Source organism: Pseudacidovorax intermedius (assembly GCF_001476815.1).
GTDB classification, from domain to species: Bacteria; Pseudomonadota; Gammaproteobacteria; order Burkholderiales; family Burkholderiaceae_C; genus Xenophilus; species Xenophilus intermedius_A.
Window position 1 is genome coordinate 1 of sequence record NZ_LDSL01000022.1, and the last position, 16,411, is coordinate 16,411.

15 protein-coding genes are annotated in these 16,411 nt (G+C 74.1%); 13 read left to right on the top strand and 2 right to left on the bottom strand.

Annotation, left to right across the window (positions count from 1 at the left end; all coding sequences use genetic code 11):
* The 13 genes from NS331_RS02910 to NS331_RS02970 form a co-directional block, all read left to right on the top strand.
* Positions 1 to 417 (top strand): prepilin peptidase (locus tag NS331_RS02910; RefSeq protein WP_058640518.1); only part of this gene is annotated, 417 nt, incomplete at its 5' end.
* Positions 418 to 517: 100 nt separating this feature from the next.
* A complete protein-coding gene (gene cpaB, locus NS331_RS02915) occupies positions 518 to 1,513 on the top strand; it encodes a Flp pilus assembly protein CpaB (RefSeq protein WP_058640519.1) in 996 nt (331 codons plus the stop codon).
* A gap of 43 nt (positions 1,514 to 1,556) precedes the next feature.
* Positions 1,557 to 2,918: a type II and III secretion system protein family protein gene (locus NS331_RS02920; protein WP_082702218.1), complete on the top strand. Its 1,362-nt coding sequence runs from the start codon at positions 1,557 to 1,559 to the stop codon at positions 2,916 to 2,918.
* Positions 2,919 to 2,939: 21 nt separating this feature from the next.
* Positions 2,940 to 4,247 carry a CpaE/TadZ family protein gene (locus NS331_RS02925; protein ID WP_058640520.1) on the top strand — a complete coding sequence of 436 codons (1,308 nt, stop codon included), beginning with the start codon at positions 2,940 to 2,942 and terminating at the stop codon, positions 4,245 to 4,247.
* A gap of 5 nt (positions 4,248 to 4,252) precedes the next feature.
* On the top strand, positions 4,253 to 5,578 hold the full coding sequence (locus NS331_RS02930) for a TadA family conjugal transfer-associated ATPase (protein ID WP_058640521.1): 1,326 nt from the start codon (positions 4,253 to 4,255) through the stop codon (positions 5,576 to 5,578).
* Positions 5,571 to 6,593 (top strand): type II secretion system F family protein, encoded by a 1,023-nt coding sequence (locus NS331_RS02935; protein ID WP_242873631.1) that lies wholly within the window; start codon positions 5,571 to 5,573, stop codon positions 6,591 to 6,593. The genes NS331_RS02930 and NS331_RS02935 overlap by 8 nt, the downstream gene beginning before the upstream one ends.
* Entirely contained in the window at positions 6,593 to 7,546 is a 954-nt protein-coding gene (locus NS331_RS02940) for a type II secretion system F family protein (protein ID WP_058640522.1), read from the top strand. Before NS331_RS02935 ends, NS331_RS02940 begins: the two co-directional genes overlap by 1 nt.
* A gap of 92 nt (positions 7,547 to 7,638) precedes the next feature.
* Positions 7,639 to 8,601, top strand: coding sequence for a tetratricopeptide repeat protein (locus tag NS331_RS02945; protein WP_153012727.1), 963 nt, complete (start codon positions 7,639 to 7,641; stop codon positions 8,599 to 8,601).
* A complete protein-coding gene (locus tag NS331_RS02950) occupies positions 8,598 to 8,939 on the top strand; it encodes a DUF3613 domain-containing protein (RefSeq protein ID WP_082702219.1) in 342 nt (113 codons plus the stop codon). The genes NS331_RS02945 and NS331_RS02950 overlap by 4 nt, the downstream gene beginning before the upstream one ends.
* Before the next feature lie 12 nt (positions 8,940 to 8,951).
* Positions 8,952 to 9,449 (top strand): TadE/TadG family type IV pilus assembly protein, encoded by a 498-nt coding sequence (locus NS331_RS02955; RefSeq protein WP_082702220.1) that lies wholly within the window; start codon positions 8,952 to 8,954, stop codon positions 9,447 to 9,449.
* The gene (locus NS331_RS26555) at positions 9,446 to 9,856 is read left to right on the top strand and encodes a TadE family protein (RefSeq protein ID WP_058640524.1); all 411 of its coding nucleotides are present in this window, start codon (positions 9,446 to 9,448) and stop codon (positions 9,854 to 9,856) included. The genes NS331_RS02955 and NS331_RS26555 overlap by 4 nt, the downstream gene beginning before the upstream one ends.
* Positions 9,857 to 10,065: 209 nt before the next feature.
* Complete coding sequence (locus NS331_RS02965; protein WP_193758033.1) at positions 10,066 to 12,096, top strand: TadG family pilus assembly protein; 2,031 nt, start codon at positions 10,066 to 10,068, stop codon at positions 12,094 to 12,096.
* 8 nt (positions 12,097 to 12,104) lie between these two features.
* Positions 12,105 to 13,502: a sigma 54-interacting transcriptional regulator gene (locus NS331_RS02970; RefSeq protein WP_058640526.1), complete on the top strand. Its 1,398-nt coding sequence runs from the start codon at positions 12,105 to 12,107 to the stop codon at positions 13,500 to 13,502.
* A 27-nt stretch (positions 13,503 to 13,529) separates the two neighbouring features.
* Here the strand turns inward: NS331_RS02970 and NS331_RS02975 are convergent, their stop codons facing one another.
* Positions 13,530 to 14,735: a GGDEF domain-containing protein gene (locus NS331_RS02975; protein ID WP_058640527.1), complete on the bottom strand. Its 1,206-nt coding sequence runs from the start codon at positions 14,733 to 14,735 to the stop codon at positions 13,530 to 13,532.
* Between the two features lie 27 nt (positions 14,736 to 14,762).
* Positions 14,763 to 16,364, bottom strand: coding sequence for a TolC family protein (locus NS331_RS02980; RefSeq protein WP_058640528.1), 1,602 nt, complete (start codon positions 16,362 to 16,364; stop codon positions 14,763 to 14,765).
* Between the last annotated feature and the right edge of the window lie 47 nt (positions 16,365 to 16,411).

Below are 16,411 nucleotides of genomic sequence, written 5' to 3' on the forward strand. Positions count from 1 at the left end.
GCCAGCGACAGCAGCGCGGCTGCCGCGCTGCTGTCGCTGGCCACGGACACCGCGCTGCCGGGGCTGGACTGGGCGACGGCGCTGCGCGGCGGCGCCGTCGCCTTCATCGTTCTGCTGCCACTCTATGCGGCGCGCGCCATGGGCGCGGGCGACGTCAAGTTCGCCGCGGCGCTGGGGCTGTGGGTGGGCCCGGCGCCGCTCCTGCCCATCGGCGCCCTCGGGAGCATGCTGGCCATGGGCCATGCGCTGGTCCTGCTGGCCCTGCGCCGCAGCGCGCCCGACTCGCGGCTGGCGCTCGCCCTCTGCGGCCGCGGCGCCGACGGCCGGGCCGCCCCCCAGGCGCGGCGGCATCTGCCCTATGCCGCCTACCTCGCGCTGGCCACGCTGGCCTGGCTGGCCTGGGGAGGGGCACGCTGATGGCGGCCCCGCGGCGAACGGCCGCCCGGACCAGCGCACCGGCGGAACACACGCCCCCGGCGCTGGTGGGCCGGCCCCCCTCTTCTTCCGACTGACCGCCATGCTGCGCTTTTCCAAGATCCTGGCCGTCCTGCTCGTGCTGCTGGCGCTGGCATTGGCCGTCTATGCCTGGCTGCTCAGCCGCAAGCCGGCCCCCGTGCGCGCGGTGGTGGCACCCGCCACGAACACGCCGGCCGCCTCGCTGCAGCCTGCCAGCCATGCCGTGGTGGTGACGGCCAAGGCGGTGCCCGCGGGGCAGCCCATTCCCGCCGACGCGCTGCGGCTGACGCAGTTGCCCATCAATCCGGCCGGGGCCTTCGGCGACCCGTCCGAGGTCGTCGGCCGGGTGCCGGTGCTCGACCTGGGCGAGGGCACGCCGGTGGTCGAGGGCCAGCTCAGCACCGGCCTGGCCCTCAAGCTGGCCGAGGGCGAGCGCGCCCTGGCCGTGCGCGTGGACGAAGTGATCGGCGTCGGCAACCGCGTGGTGCCCGGCGACTACGTGGACGTGTTCTTCGCGCTCAAGGCTGACGGCCGCGACATCGCCCGCAGCCAGTCGCGCCTGCTCGTCGCCCGCCGCCGGGTGCTGGCCTTCGGCCCGCTGTCGGTGGACGGCGCGGCGACCCAGGCCGACGCGCCGCCGGCCAGCGGCCGTGTGCGCAGCAGCGCCGCCAGCGGCGCGCGCGCCGATGCCGCCCGCACCGCCGTGCTCGCGGTGCCGGTGGAGGACGTCAACCGCCTGGTGCTGGCCGAAGGCAGCGGCCGGCTGATGCTGGCGCTGCGCCATCCGGCCGACACGGCCGAGCCCGATCCCGCCCTGTTCGCCGACCTGCCGCCCGCCCTGCAGCCGCTGGCGGTGCGCGGTGCCGCCGGCCGCCTGCCGCTGGCCGGCATCGACCGCGCCCAGGGCGGCCTGGCGATGGAAGACCTGGCCACTGGCGGCCGGCCGCTGCGCCGCGTGGCGGCGGCGCCGGCCGAGGGCCGCGCCGGCCGCCCGGCGCCCACGGGCATCGAGGTCGAAGTGATCCGCGGCGAACGCCGCGAAACGCTGCGCTACTGACGCCTTCGGCATGCCTCGCCTTCTTTCTCCCCTTCTCCGCCCCATGCCGCCGACCCACCGCCCGCGCCGCGCCCGCTTCCCGCTCCCGATGCTGCCGGCGCTCGGCCTGCTGGTCCCGGCGACGGCGCCGCTGGCCCAGGCCCAGGCCCAGAGCCCGGCCACGGCGCCCGCCGCCGAACCCACGCGCCTGGTGCTGGTCGCCGGCACGCAAAAGGAACTGGTGTTCGACGCCGGCGTGGAGCGCATCGCCATCGCCGACGAATCCGTGGCCAGCGTCACGCTCACCCGGCGCAGCGCCGGCTCGCCCGCAGCGCGGCTGGTGCTCACCGGCAAGGCGCCGGGCGGCACCTCGCTCATCGTGTGGGAACGGGGCCGGCCGGCCGGCCGCAGCTATGCGGTGGAGGTGCAGCGCCGCACCGCCGTGCTGGAAGGCCGCAGCGCCAGCCTGCCCGAGCACCGCCAGGCGCGCGAGAGTGCCCTGGCCGCCTTCCCCGACAAGACGGTCCTCACCGACCGTTCGGTGGTCGAGGTGAAGAGCCACACGGTGCAGGTGGACGTGAAGGTGGTCGAGTTCAACCGCAGCGTGCTCAAGCAGGCCGGCCTCAACATCTTCAGCACGCGCGCCAATTCGCAGGGCTTCAGCTTCGGCGTGTTCACGCCCACCTCGCTCAAGACCAGCAGCTACGGCGCCGACGGCGGCATCACCACCGATGCCAACAACCCGCTGTCGCAGGCCTTCAACCTGCTGTTCAACTTCGGCCGCGCCGGCATCGGCCTGAACGTCGGCTTCCTGGAAGGCAACGGCCTGGCCCGGGTGCTCGCGGAGCCCACGCTGGTGGCCCTGTCCGGCCAGAGCGCCAGCTTCCTGTCGGGCGGCGAGCTGCCCATTCCCGTGCCGCAGGGCCTGGGCACCACCTCCATCGAATACAAGCCCTTCGGCATCGGCCTGACGCTCACGCCCACCGTGCTCGCCAACGAGCGCATCGCGCTCAAGGTGGCGCCCGAGGCGAGCGACCTGGACTATGCCAACGCCCTGAGCCTGAACGGCGTGCCGGTGCCCGCCATCAGCACCCGCCGCGCCGACACCACGGTGGAGCTGGGCGACGGCGAGAGCTTCATCATCGGCGGGCTGGTCAGCCGCAGCACCACCTCCAATGCCGACAAGGTGCCGCTGCTGGGCGACCTGCCGGTGCTGGGCAGCTTCTTCAAGCAGAACCGCTACCAGATGAGCGAGAAGGAGCTGGTGATCGTGGTCACGCCCCACCTGGTGCGGCCCATCGCCCGCGGCACCGACCTCACGCCCTACCTGCCGGGTGCCGGCGAGCAGCGCGACGGGCCGGTGTGGCGCACCATCTTCTCGGGCGACGTGCCCGGCAGCGGCGCCGTGCCGGGCTTCTCGCGCTGAGAAGGTGTGACGGACCTCGCCATGAATGCCCTGCGCGACCGCCTGCCCGACCCCGGCGGCGCCACCTATGCCTTCGTCTGCACCGACGCCACCCGCGTGACCTGGATGACCGACGCCCTCGCGGGCCAGGGCGTGGTGGTGCCGCTGCGGCCCGGCCCGGGGCTGGAGGAACGCATCGCGCTGCTGGCGCCCCAGGCGGTGCTGATCGACTTCGGCCAGGGCACCAACAGCGCCACCGACGAGGCCGGCGCCCTGCTGCAGCGGCTGCGCCAGGCACGGCCCGACCTGCCGGTGGCCGCCGCCGGCCTGGCGGCCGACCCGGTGGCGACGCTGGGTGCGCTGCGCGCCGGCGTGGACGACTTCGTGGACCTGGGCGGCGCGCCGGCCGACGCCCAGGCCACGCTGCGCGCGCTGGTGCAGCGGCGTGCGGCCGTGTCGCGCGGCCCGCGCGGGCGCACCGTGGCCCTGCTGGGCGCCCGCGCCGGCGTCGGCGCCACCACGCTGGCCGCCAGCCTGGCGCTGCTGCTGCAGGAGCAGGCCGGCGGCCCGGCCACGGCCGGGCGGCCGGCCGCCGGCGCCGCCACGCCGCGCCGCGACGTGGCCCTGCTGGACCTGGGCCTGCCGGCGCGCGACGCGCTGCTCTACCTGGACACGCCGAGCGACTTCAGCTTCGTCGACGGCGTGCGCAGCCTGCGCCGCATCGACCCCACGCTGCTGCAGACCGCGCTGGCCCACCACGACAGCGGCGTGGCGCTGCTGCCGCTGCCCGCCAGCCTGGCGCAGGTGCGCGAGATCTCGCATGCCGACGCCTCCCAGCTGATCCGCCGCCTGGCCGACTTCTTCGAGCTGCAGGTGGCCGACCTGGGCGGCTTCTCGTCGGTGGACTTCATCGTCCAGGCGGTGCGCGAGGCCGACCCGGTATGGATGGTGTGCGACCAGAGCATCGGCGCCATCGTCTCCACCGCCGCGCTGCTCAAGGACCTGCGCGCCAGGGACGTGGACCTGGGCCGCTTCGCGCTGGTGGTCAACAAGTTCGATGCCCACGTGGACCTGGGCGCCCGCGAGATCGCCGACCGGCTGGAACTGCCGCTGGCCCACGTGGTGCCGGCCCGCGCAGCGCCGCTCAACGCCGCCGCCGCCCGCGGCGAGATGCTGGTGCGCACCGCCCGCGGCGACCCGTTCAGCCAGGCCGTGGCCGCCATGGCGCGCAGCCTGCGCGAGGGCCCCTCGGGCGCCGCCGCCGACGGGCCGCGCCCTGCGGCCACCCCTGCGGCCGGCTGGCGCGCCCTGGGCCGGCAGATCGGCAGCCTGTGGAAGAAGGAAGGTTGAGCCCCATGTCCCCCGACATCCAGTTCGCCGACGACGACCAGGGCTTCGTCCATTCGCAGCAGTTCCAGGACATCAAGAACTGGACGCACGAGCACCTGCTCACCCGCATCGAGGAACTGGGCGCCGAGTTCGGCCGCTGGTCGCGCGCCTCGATCCAGCAGTTCGTGGAGCTGGAGCTCGACAGCTTCGTGCGGCTGCAGCGCGTGCCCATCAACGAGCGCGAGATCCAGCTGGTGGCCGATGCGCTCACCAAGGAGCTGGCCGGCCTGGGCCCGCTGGAAGACCTGCTGGCCGACCCGGCGGTGGAAGACGTGCTGATCAACGGCCACAAGAACGTCTACGTCTCGCGCCGCGGCATCCTGGTGCGCGAGCAGATCCGCTTCTCGGACGACGAGCACGTGCTGCGCATCGTGCGCCGCATCCTGGCGCCGCTGGGCCGGCGGCTGGATGAGTCCAATCCGATGGTCGACGCGCGCCTGCCCGACGGCGGCCGCATCAACGCCGTCATCGAGCCGCTGGCGCTGGACGGCATGTCGGTGTCGATCCGCAAGTTCCGCAAGGACCCGCTCACGCCGGCCGAGCTGGTCCGGCTGGGCACCTTCGATGCCGGCATGGCGCAGGTGCTGGAGATGGCGGTGCGGGCACGCTGCAACGTGCTGGTCTCGGGCGGCACCAGCTCGGGCAAGACCTCGCTGCTCAATGCGCTGACCACCTTCATCCCCGACACCGAGCGCGTCATCACCATCGAGGACACGGCCGAGCTGTCGCTGGCCAATGCGCACGTGGTGCGGCTGGAAAGCCGCCAGGGCGGCTTCGACGGCGCGGGCGTGGTGTCCATCCGCGACCTGCTGCGCAACAGCCTGCGCATGCGGCCCGACCGCATCATCGTGGGCGAGGTGCGCGGCGCCGAGGTGATCGAGATGCTGCAGGCCATGAACACCGGCCACGACGGCTCGATGGGCACCATCCACGCCAGCTCGCCGCGCGAATGCCTCTACCGGCTGGAGATGCTGGCGGGCTTCGCCGGCTACCAGGGCAGCGAGGTGAGTCTGCGCCGGCAGATCGCCAGCGCCATCGATTTCATCGTGCAGATCGGCCGGCTGTCGGGCGGGCAGCGGCGCATCCTGTCGCTGTCGGAGGTGACGGGCGTCAACGACAACGTGGTCGCCATGCAGGAGCTCTACCGCTACGAGCCGCAGGTCGGGCCCGACGGCGAGGAGCGCGACCGCTGGGTGTCGCTGGGCATCGCGCCGCATTCGCCCAAGATCGCGCGGCTGCGGCAGACGATGGCGCGCTCGGCGCAGGGCTCGCCGGAGGGCCGCCGTGGCTGAGGCGCCGCGCATCGGCCTGCTGCTGCTCGCGGCCGTGGCGCTGATGCTGGCCGCGGCCGGCCTGCTGCTGTGGCAGTGGGCGGCCACGCGCCAGAGCCGGGCCGTGGCCGCGCGCCACCTGGACGAACAGCTGGCCGGGCTGGCGGCCGACGGCGGCGCGCCCCGTGCGCGGGCCGCCTCGGCAGCGGCCGGCACGGCAGCGCCGGCCGCAACCGCCGCGGACGGGGCGCTGGTCGATCCCTGGGCCGGCGCCGAAGACACGCCCCTCGCCACACCCACGGTCCGCGGCCGCCTCGATGCGCTGCTGCCCGCCTGGCTGCAGGGCGCCGTCTCGCCGCCGCAGTTCGGCCTGGGCCTGCTGGCCCTGGCCGTGCTGGTGGCCCTGGCCGGCGTGCTGGCCGCCGCCCCCGGCGTGGTGGCCGCGCTGGCCGTGCTGATGCCGCTGGGCGTCTTCGTGCTGTGGTGGCGGGTGCAGAAATTCCGCCGCCGGCTGGTGCGCCAGCTGCCGGGCTTCATCGACGCCATGGTGCGGCTCATCACCGTCGGCAATTCGACGCAGGCGGCCTTCCAGCTGGCCATTCCCAGCGCGCGCGAGCCGCTGCGCGCCTACCTGGCCCGCACCGCCGTGCTGGTGCGCGCCGGCGTGGACCTGGACCGCGCCCTGCAGCAGACGGCCGACAGCGTGCGCCTGCAGGAGCTGCACCTGATGGCCGCCGTGCTCGGCCTGGGCGTGCGCTACGGCGGCCGCGCCGACCTGCTGCTGGAGCGGCTGGCGCACTTCATCCGCGACCGCGAGCAGGCCGACCAGGAGCTGCAGGCGCTGTCGGCCGAGACGCGGCTGTCGGCCTGGATCCTGGGCCTGCTGCCGCTGATCGTGGGCGGGCTGATCGTCACCAACAACCCCGACTACTTCCTGCGCATGTGGCACGACGGCACCGGCCGCATGATGGTCTTCGGCGGCGCCGGCCTGCAGCTGCTGGGCGCGGTGCTGCTCTACCGGGTGGCGAGGCTGTGATGCCGGCGCTCAACCCCACCCTGCTCGCCGCCCTGAGCGTGGCCGCGCTCGCGCTGGGCCTGCTGGTGCTGGGCGCCGCGCTCATCGGTGCCGAGCTGCGCCGCCTGCGCCACGAGCGCGCGCTGGACCGCGCCCTGGCGCACGGCGCCAGCCTGGGCCAGACGGCCGCGCCCGGCGGCCTGGCCGCCCCCGGCACGCCTGCGGCCAGAGCGCTGCCGGTGCACTGGCTGGACACCCGCCTGGGCCGCGCCCTGGTGGCCGACGAGGACCGGCGGCTGATCGACCAGTGCGGCTTTCCGGCCGTGCGGGCGCAGCTCATCTTCCTGCTGCTGCGGCTGGGCCTGGCCCTGCTGCTGCCGGCGCTGGTGTATGCCGGCTGGGCCGGCCAGCAGACGCCGGCGCGGGCGCTGGCCGGGCTGGGCGTCGGCTTCACGCTGGGCTTCATGGGCCCCAAGTGGCTGCTGGCGCGGCGTGCCGCCCGCCGCCGCGAACAGGTGGCGCAGGAGCTGCCGCTCTTCGTCGACCTGCTGCGCCTGCTGCAGGGCGTGGGCCTGAGCCTGGACCAGAGCCTGCAGATCATGGCCGGCGACTTCGCCAGCGTGCTGCGCGTGCTGGGCTTCGAGCTGGACATCGCCAACCGGCAGTACGCCCAGGGCCGCAGCCGCGAGCATTCGCTGCAGCGGCTGGCCACGCTGCACGGCAACGAGGACCTGGCCAGCCTGGTGCTGCTGCTGGTGCAGGTGGACCGCCACGGCGGCGCGGTGCAGGAGCCGCTGCGCATCTTCAGCGAACGGCTGCGCGAGCGCCGCCGCATGGCCATGAAGGAGCGCATCGGGCGCATCACCGTGAAGATGACCGTGATCATGGTGACGACCCTGCTGCCGGCGCTGCTGGTCGTCACGGCCGGGCCGGGCTTCCTCGCCATCATTCGGTCCGTAGGAGGGATGAGATGACACCCCCCATGCCGCTTCGCGGCTCCCCCCTCTCTGGCGCCTTCGGCTTGGAGGGGGGCGCACCCGGTGGCCTGGCAAAGCCAGTTCCACGGGTGCCCTGGCGTGGCCTGCTCCGCGGCCATTCGATCAGGGCTGCGCTCAACGCCCTTGGCGATGGCGAGGCACGTGGTCGAGCCGGCGCAGTTCTCTCACGTCTTGGGCCCATTCTTCTCTGCGTCGGCCTGGCTGCATGCAGCGGCACACCGAAGTCGCAGTACCCCGGCGCCGAGGCGGCGCGGGAGCGGCAGAGCACGCAGGCCGCGGCCGATGCGGCCACGGGCGCGGACGGGTCGGCCGCCATCGACAGCGCGGGCACCTACCTGCGGCTGGTGGCGCGCATGCAGCAGGACGGACTGTGGTTCGCCTCGCTGGCGCACGTGGACGCGCTGGAGGCCCGCCACGGCGTGCTGCCCGCCTCCACGCGCCTGCGCGCCGACGCGCTGCGCCAGACGGGGCAGGACGCCGCCAGCGCCGCGGCCTACCGCCGGCTGGTGGGCACACCGCTGGAGGCCGCCGGCTACCACGGCCTGGGCCTGCTGGCCGGCGGGCGCGGCGACTTCGCCGAAGCCGCACGCCTGATGGCGCAGGCCCGCCGCAGCACGCCCACCGACGGCCTGCTGCTCAGCGACCTGGGCTATGCCCTGCTGCGCGCCGGCCGCACCGACGATGCCCGCGTGCCGCTGATGCAGGCGGCGCAACTGCGGCCCGACCAGCCGCAGGTGCAGGCCAACCTGGCGCTGTACCTACAGGCCAGCGGCCGCACCGACCAGGCCACCGCCCTGATGGACGCCCAGCGCCTGCCCGACGCCAGCCGCGCCGCCATCCGCCAGGCCGCGCGCGAGCTGGCCGGCGGCGTTGCGCCGACGCCTGCCGCCGAGCTGCTGGCCGGCTTCTCGCCCGGCGGCCTGGCCCTGCGCACCGCCACCCGCGCCAGCCTGCCGCGCAGCGCCGCCGCGGCGGCGGATGCCAGTGCCGAGGCGGCGCCCACCGCCCCCCTCATCGGAAGGACGCCATGAGAACCGCCACCCACCTCCTTCTCGCCGTGATCGGCGTCTTCGGCATGGTCGCCGGCAGCGTGCAGGCCCAGAGTGCAGCGGCGGCCGGCGACGCGCCGCCCGCCGGCAACGCCGCCGCCCTGCCCGTCGGCGCCGCCACGCAGCGCCTGCTGGCCCTGCAGCGGGAGGGCGGCCTGGCCTCGGCCACGCCGCGGCCCATCGCGGGCGAGGTGGCGCACCGCAGCTACGAGCGCTATCTGGGCAGCTTCAACCATCCCATCCCCGAGAAGTTCGGCTCCTCGGTGTCGGCACGGCCCGCGACCGGCAGCGGCGGCACCCCGCTCGGCACGACCCGCTGACGCCGCCCCGCCATGCACGCCCCGACCGTCCGCCGCCCGCGCCGCCTGCGTGCGCGCGGGCGGGCGCGCGGGCCGGGTCCGGTGCAGCGCCAGCGCGGCATGTATGCGCTGGAGTACGCCCTGGTGTTCCTGCTCTTCTTCGGCTTCGTCTACGGCATCGTGTGCTTCGCCATCGTGTTCGCGCTGCGCTTCGGGCTGCAGAACGCGGCGGAGGACGGCGCCCGCGCCGCCCTGCGCTACCAGCCCACGCTGGCCGCGCGGCAGGCCGCCGCCGGCGCCGAGGCCACGCGCAAGGCCGCCGGCTGGCTGCCGGTGACGCCGGCCGTGGCCGCGCGCGTGGTGTACGAAAACGGCAGCAGCTGCGACGCCCAGCTGGCCAACCGCTGCAGCATCGAGGTGACCGTGAGCGCGCCCGGGCTGCGCGCCGTGCTGCCGCCCTTTCCCGTCTTCGCGCTGCCCGACGTGCTGGCGGCGCAGGCGCGGGTGCTGCTCGACGGGAGGTCGCTGTGAGCCGGCGGCGGTGCGCGCCGCATGCCGCCCAGCGGGGCGTGGCGGCCATCGAATTCGGCCTGGTGTTCATCGCCCTCTTCGTCGTGCTGTACGGCCTGGCCACCTTCGGCTCGGTGTTCTACACGCGGCACCAGATCACCCGCGCGGCGGCCGACGGCGCACGGGCCGCCGCCATGTACGCCGCACCGACCGAGGCGCAGATCCAGGGCGTGGTGCGCGACGCGCTGGCGCTGCCGCTGGCCGATGCGCCGGGCCTGGAGATCAGCGCCACCACGGCCAGCGACCCGGTGGTGGTGACGGTGCGCTACGCCTACCGCCAGAACGCGCTGCTGCCCTTGCTGCCGCTGGCGGACCGCTTCGTGCCCGAGACGCTGCAGGCGCGCGCCAGCTCAGCCAGGCCGTCGTGATGCAGCACCTCACCGTCCAGGCACCGGCCGAGCCCCTCTCCCCTCGCGGGAGAGGGGTGGGGGAGAGGGGGCGCGCCCTGGCCATCGGCCGCGCACCGGGCCATCGCTGCGGCCCCCTCTCCCCAGCCCTCTCCCGCGAGGGGAGAGGGGGTCGAACCGCGCCGCTGCGACCGCCCACGGCATCGCAGCGCCAGCACGGCTCGGTGGTCGTGAACGCCGTGCTCGCGCTGGCGGTGCTGGTCGTCGGCCTGCTGGGCACCGAGCTGGGCTACCTGCTGCTGACCAAGCGCGAGCTGCAGAAGGCCGCCGACCTCGCCGCCCTGGCCGGTGCGCAGCAGGTGCAGGCCCAGGCCTGCGCGCCGGCACAGCAGGCGGCGCTGGCCAATGCCAACGGCGGCGGCACGCAGGACACGGCCCGCAACCTGCCGCGCGAATTCGCGCTGGCGGCGGGCGAGGTGGAATGCGGGCGCTGGGAGGCGGAGACGGCCGACCCCACCGGCCGCCGCTTCCAGCCCGGCGTGCAGCCCTTCAACGCGGTGCGCGTGGCGCTGCGCCGCACGCCGGCCGCCATCCTGCCGGCGCTGCCCGGCAATGCCGCCACCGACCTGGCGGTGGAGGCCATCGCCGCCCAACAGCAGCCGCAGGCGGCGCTCAGCATCCGCAGCACGCTGCTCAGCGTCGATGCCTCGCGCGCCGGGCTGCTGAACGCGCTGGTGGGCGGGCTGCTGGGCGGCTCGCTCGACGTCGGCGTGGCCGGCTGGAACGGCCTGCTGCAGACCGACGTGCAGCTGCTGCGCTACCTGGATGCGCTGGCCGTGGACCTGGGCGTGGCGGTGGGCGACTACGACACGCTGCTGCGCACCGACGCCACCGCCGGCGTGCTGCTCGACGCCGCCATCACCGCCCTGCAGAGCAGTCCCACGGGCGGCACGGTGGATGCCGCCGTCGGCGCCCTGCAGGCCGTGCGGCTGGCAGCGCAGGCCGGCGGCATGGTGCCGCTGCGGCTGGGCGAACTGCTGGCGGTGCAGACCGGCACGCCCGCCGCCGGCCTGGAGGTGCCGGTGCAACTCTTCCAGCTGGTGCAGGCGGTGGTGCAGGCCGCCAACAGCAAGAGCGCGGTGTTCGCCTCGGTACCGGTCGTGCTGCCCGGCGTGGGCAGCGTGACGGTCAAGACCCGGGTGGTGGAGCCGGCGCAGATCACCGCCGTCGGCAACCCGGCGCTGGCGCGGCTGGACCCGATGGGCGAGAACCGCATCTTCGTGCGCACGGCGCAGGTGCGCACGCTGGTGTCGGTGGAGCTGGCCCCTTTGAGCAGTACGACCGAAGCATTGCTCAACCCTGTATTGAGCACACTCTCGCCGCTCACAACTTTCCTCAACAACGCTCTGAATCTCAAACTTATCGACGCAGTGACCAGCATCCTCAATGGGGCTGTCTGCGGGCTGCTGGCGCCCTGCAAAAGCAATCCCAACGTCATCTACGCCAAGGTCGCCCCAGCACCGCGGATCGACATCGGTCTGGGGGTGGGCGGAGGGCGCGCTTATGTAAGCGATTTTTCTTGTAGCAGCAGTGATAGCAAAAGCCTGACGGTTCCGACATCGACTGCCGTCGGAGAACTGCAGATCGGCAGCTTCGGCAACACGACAAGCGCCGCCGAGACAATCTTTTTCTCGTCGACCGAGCTACCCCAAACAAGCCCGGTGTCGATCATCGAGATTGGCAGCCAGACGTTCCAGCCCGACTCCTGTACGTTGTTCATCTGCAGCCCGACGGGCCGGTGGGCCAAAGGGTCAGGCTGGACCACGATTCAGAAGCAAGGCGACCTCAATGTCGTCTCGGCCATCGGGCTGCGCGCCGACACGACTGCCGTAGGCGCCAACCAGACGCTGCGGTACGTCGCGCCCGCTGCGGCCAACCTGCCCGAGATCGATGCCGCCGCACCTGCGTACCAGTCCATCTCGTCCACGGGCATGGTCGGCAGCCTTTCCAGCACGCTGGCCCGAGTGGACATTCAGGCCTATCGCAGCGACACCAGCGGCACCCTGGGCAATCTGCTGGCAAGTAGCGTCAGTGTCATCAATGGGTTGCTGGGTTCGCTTCAAACGGTGATCGGCGGCCTGCTGTCGCCGCTGCTCGACCCGCTGCTGGACGTGCTGCTCGACACCCTGGGCATCGACGTCGCCGCCACCGAGGTCGGCGCGCGCCTGAGCTGCCGGCGCGGCGCCGAGCTGGTGTTTTGAGGGCCCCGATGAACGCCTCCGTCGCCTTCGACGAACTCGACCTCTACGTCTGGGAGGGCAAGGCCGACATCCTGGACCGGGTGGCGCGCTGCATGTCCAGCTTCGACGTCGAGGTGATCCGCGCCGACGACCGCTTCATGAACCTGCCCGATCGGCCGCAGCCGCTGCGACCGTCTTTGGCCGTGATGAGCGTCACCGCCATCGACGGCGGCCTGCCGCATGCGACCGAACTGCTGCAGGGCATGCCGGTGATCTGGGTCGGCGCCGCCACGCGCGAGCGGGACCCGCGCAACTACCCGCCCGAGTACCTGCACATCCTGCCCTACGACTTCACCTGCGCCGAGCTGCGCACCATGGTCGCCAAGCTAGTGCGGCAGCTGCGGGCCCGCGCCGCCGAGGCGCCGGCGCCGGATGCGCTGGTGGCCCTGTCCGAGCCCATGAAGGCGCTGCTGGCCGAGGTCGACACCTTCGCCGGCAGCGACCATTCGGTGCTGGTGCAGGGCGAGACCGGCGTGGGCAAGGAGCGCGTGGCGCAGCTGCTGCACCATGGCCATCCCACCTACGGCAAGGGTGCGTTCGTGGCCGTGAACTGCGGCGCCATTCCCGACGGCCTCTTCGAATCGCTCTTCTTCGGCCATGCCAAGGGCTCCTTCACCGGCGCCGTGCATGCGCACCGCGGCTACTTCGAGCAGGCCACCGGCGGCACGCTGTTCCTGGACGAGATCGGCGACCTGCCGCGCTACCAGCAGGTCAAGCTGCTGCGCGTGCTGGAGGACGGCGCCGTCACCCGCCTGGGCTCGGCCACGCCGCTGCGGGTGGACTTCCGCCTGGTGGCGGCCACCAACCGCAACCTGCGCGAGATGGTGGCGGCGGGCGACTTCCGCGCCGACCTGTTCTACCGCCTGGCGGTGATCGAGCTGCGCATTCCCAGCCTGGAGGAGCGCGGCGAGGCCGACAAGATCGCCCTGTTCAAGGCCGTGCTCGCCGGCGTGCTGGGCGAGCCGCTGCTGCAGCAGCTGGGCGAGGCGCCGCACTGGCTCACCGACGCCATCGCCTCGACCCCCTTCCCCGGCAACGTGCGGCAGCTGCGCAACCTGGCCGAGCGGGTGGGCGTGATCGCGCGGCAGACCGGCCAGTGGGACGCGGCGCTGATCCAGCGCGCGCTGGCCCTGGCCCGGCCGGTGGATGCGGCGCCGGCCGCCGCCGGCCTGGAACGCCGCGGCTGGAACGCCGGCGAGCGCAACCGCATCATCGCGGCCCTGGAGGTCAACGACTGGCGCCGCCAGGACGCCGCCCAGCACCTGGGCATCAGCCGCAAGGTGCTGTGGGAGAAGATGCGCAAATACCAGATCAGCGACGGCGAGCCGGGCGTGCCGGAGCTGCCCGAGGCGCCGGAGCCGCCGTGAGGGCGCGCACCGCGCCCGGCCTATCTCTCAGGCGGCGGCCGGCGCCGGCGGCGAAAGGGGCGCGGCGGAGGGCGGCGGCAACTGCGCCACGCGGTTGCGCCCGTTGTCCTTGGCCAGGTAGAGCGCCTGGTCGGCCTCGCGCAGCAGCGCGGCGGTGTCGCCGCCGTCGCCCGGCCAGCGGCAGGCCACGCCCACGCTCACCGTCACCCCGCCCGGCAGCGCCCAGTCCGGGTCGGACGAGGCATCGATGACGGCCTGGCGCACGCGCTCGGCCACCTGCAGGGCCTCCCCCGCATCGGCGCCGGGCAGCAGGATCGCGAACTCCTCGCCGCCCGGGCGCGCGGCCAGGTCGCGTTCGCTGCGGCAGGACAGTGCCAGGGCCGAGGCCACCGCCTGCAGGCAGCGGTCGCCGGCGCCATGGCCGTGGGCGTCGTTGTAGCGCTTGAAGCGGTCCACGTCGACCGACAGCAGCGCCAGCGGGCCGTGGTGGGCGGCGGCGTGGACCCATTCGGCCGCCAGGCGCTCCATGAAGCTGCGGCGATTGGCCAGGCCGGTGAGCGGGTCGGCGCGGCTGAGCAGCTCCAGCTCCAGGTTGGCCTGTTCCAGCGCGCCGCTGCGCGCGGCCAGGTCGGTCGCCAGGCGCTGGTTGTCCAGGGAGACGCGCAGCACCTGCACGTACACCCGTGCCATGCGCCGCGCGACCAGCAGCTGGCCCAGGCACAGCACCAGGGTGGCGCCGGCCAGCAGGCCCGCATGCGGCGGCCGTGCGATCAGGATGGCCGCCGCCTGGCCGCAGAGGATGGGCACCTGGAAGGCGGCAAGCATCTGCCAGAAAGCCATGTTGGTGGTGGTCATGGTCACCGCACCCAGCGCGGTGCCGACGACGATGGGGATCTCTCCCGCTTCGCCGTGCACCAGCATCCAGGCCAGGCCGGCGCCCCAGGCGGTGCCGGTGAGGGCCATGGCGGCGAAGGAGGCCCAGGCCCAGCGCAGGCCCGGCGGTGGCCCGGGCCGGCGGCGGCGCCGCCGGTAAGCCACGCCGAGCGCGAGGCGCAGCAGGATGGGCGTCCAGGACGCGATCAGCCAGCCCACCACCAGCACATGGCGATCGGGCCGCCAGAACACGGTCGCCAGCATGGTGGCGCCGGCCAGGCCCATCACGCCGGACAGCGGTGCCGTGTCGTAGAGGGCTTCGACGCGTCGTTGGGCAAGGATCGGATCGGCGTCGTTCAAGGCGGGGGTGGGGTCGCGGCGGCGGCGCTACTGTAGCCGCAGCGCCGCCCTCAACGCCATGCGCCTGGACAAGGCGCCGCCTGCCGCCGGGGCCGCCGGCGCGGACACCGGCGCCATGCCCAGCCCGTCCGGCCCGAGCAGCGAGCGCGCCGGCGCGCCGACGAGCGTGTCGATCCAGGGGCTGGCGCCGTCCGGCTCCACCCGCAGTTCGCCCGTCGCGCGGGCCAGCCGGAATTCGGTGATGCGCAGGTCGAACACCGCGTCCACGTAGTCCAGCAGCAGGTTGTTGTGGTCCAGCTGCGCGTCGAGCACGTTGGGCAGCGTCTCGCGGCCGAATTCCAGCAGGCGGCTGCGGCCGCGGAAGGCCTCGCCCGATTCGGCCACCGCCTCGCGCAGCTGCTGCTCCCGCTCGCGCCCGCTGGCGGCGCGGCCCCAGGCCGCGGCGGTGAGCTCCAGCAGGTTGCGGCGCACGCCGTCGAGCTTCGCCTCCTGGTTCTGCACCTCGGCCAGGGCCGACCTGACGCGCAGCTGGCGGTCGAAGCCGCTGCCGAAGTTCCAGTTCAGCTCCACCGCAGCGCGCGTGGGCTCGGAGGTGGTGACGCCGCGCGGGTCCTTGGTCTTGACCAGCACCGCATCGACGGTGGGCCAGATGCTGGCCTCCTGCTGCTCGACCAGCTCGCGGGCGCGGGCCACGCGCTCCTGCGCCTCGGCCAGCTCGCTGCTGCGCGACTCGGCGCGGGCGATGGCCTCCGGCTGCGAGGCGATGCGCCAGTCCGGCGGCGTGCGCAGCAGCGGCAGGCGGGCCGGGTCGGGCACGAAGCGGAAGTAGCTGTCGAACCTGGCGAGGGCCTCGGCCAGTTGGGCGTCGAAGTCGGCCTCGCGCGCGGCGATGCCGGCGCGGCGGGCGCTGGCCATGCGCAGGTCGTTCTGGCCGGCGCCGCCCAGGGCCACGCGCCGCTCCTCGCTCTTCGCCAGGTCCTGCACGATGCCGGTGGAGCGGCGGGCGATCTCGCGCTTGAGGTCGAAGCGCTGCACCTGCATGTAGGCCGTGAGGGCATCGAGCACCACCTTCTGCGAGGTGGTCCGGACGGCCTCGCTCTGGGCCCGGCTGCCGGCCTCGGCGGCGCGCTCGCGGGCGCTCATGGCGCCGCCGTCGATCACGCTCATGCGGGCCTCGGCCGTGAGCAGGGTGTAGTTCTCGGTGGGCGCGCCCTCGCGGCCGCTGCTGTAGGTGCCGCTGGCGGTGCCGACCTTGAAGCGGGGATAGCGCGCCTTCTTCGCCGCCTCGACCTCGAAGCCGCTGGTGGCGGCGGCGGCATCGGCGGCGAGCACCTCGGGATGTTCGAGCGCGAGCGTGCGCAGGGCCTGCTTGAAGCGCTGGGTCTGGCCGGTGACGACGAGGGCGGGCGGCGCGCCGGCGGCGGCGCCTGCCGGTGCCACCGGTTCCTCGCTGGCGGACAGCCGCGTCGCGGTCGCCAGCCGCAGGCCCTGCTCGTCGTATACCGCCACGGGCACGCCCTGGCGGCGGATCTGCACCTGCGTCGCGGCCGGCAGGCAGGCGAGCGCGCAGGCCAGGGCGATGGCGGCACGGGCGGGGCGGCGCAGCGGCAAGGTGGCGAGGCGATTCATGCAACGCGCTCCACGCTGCGGTTCGGCTCCCTCCCCCTCTGGGGGAG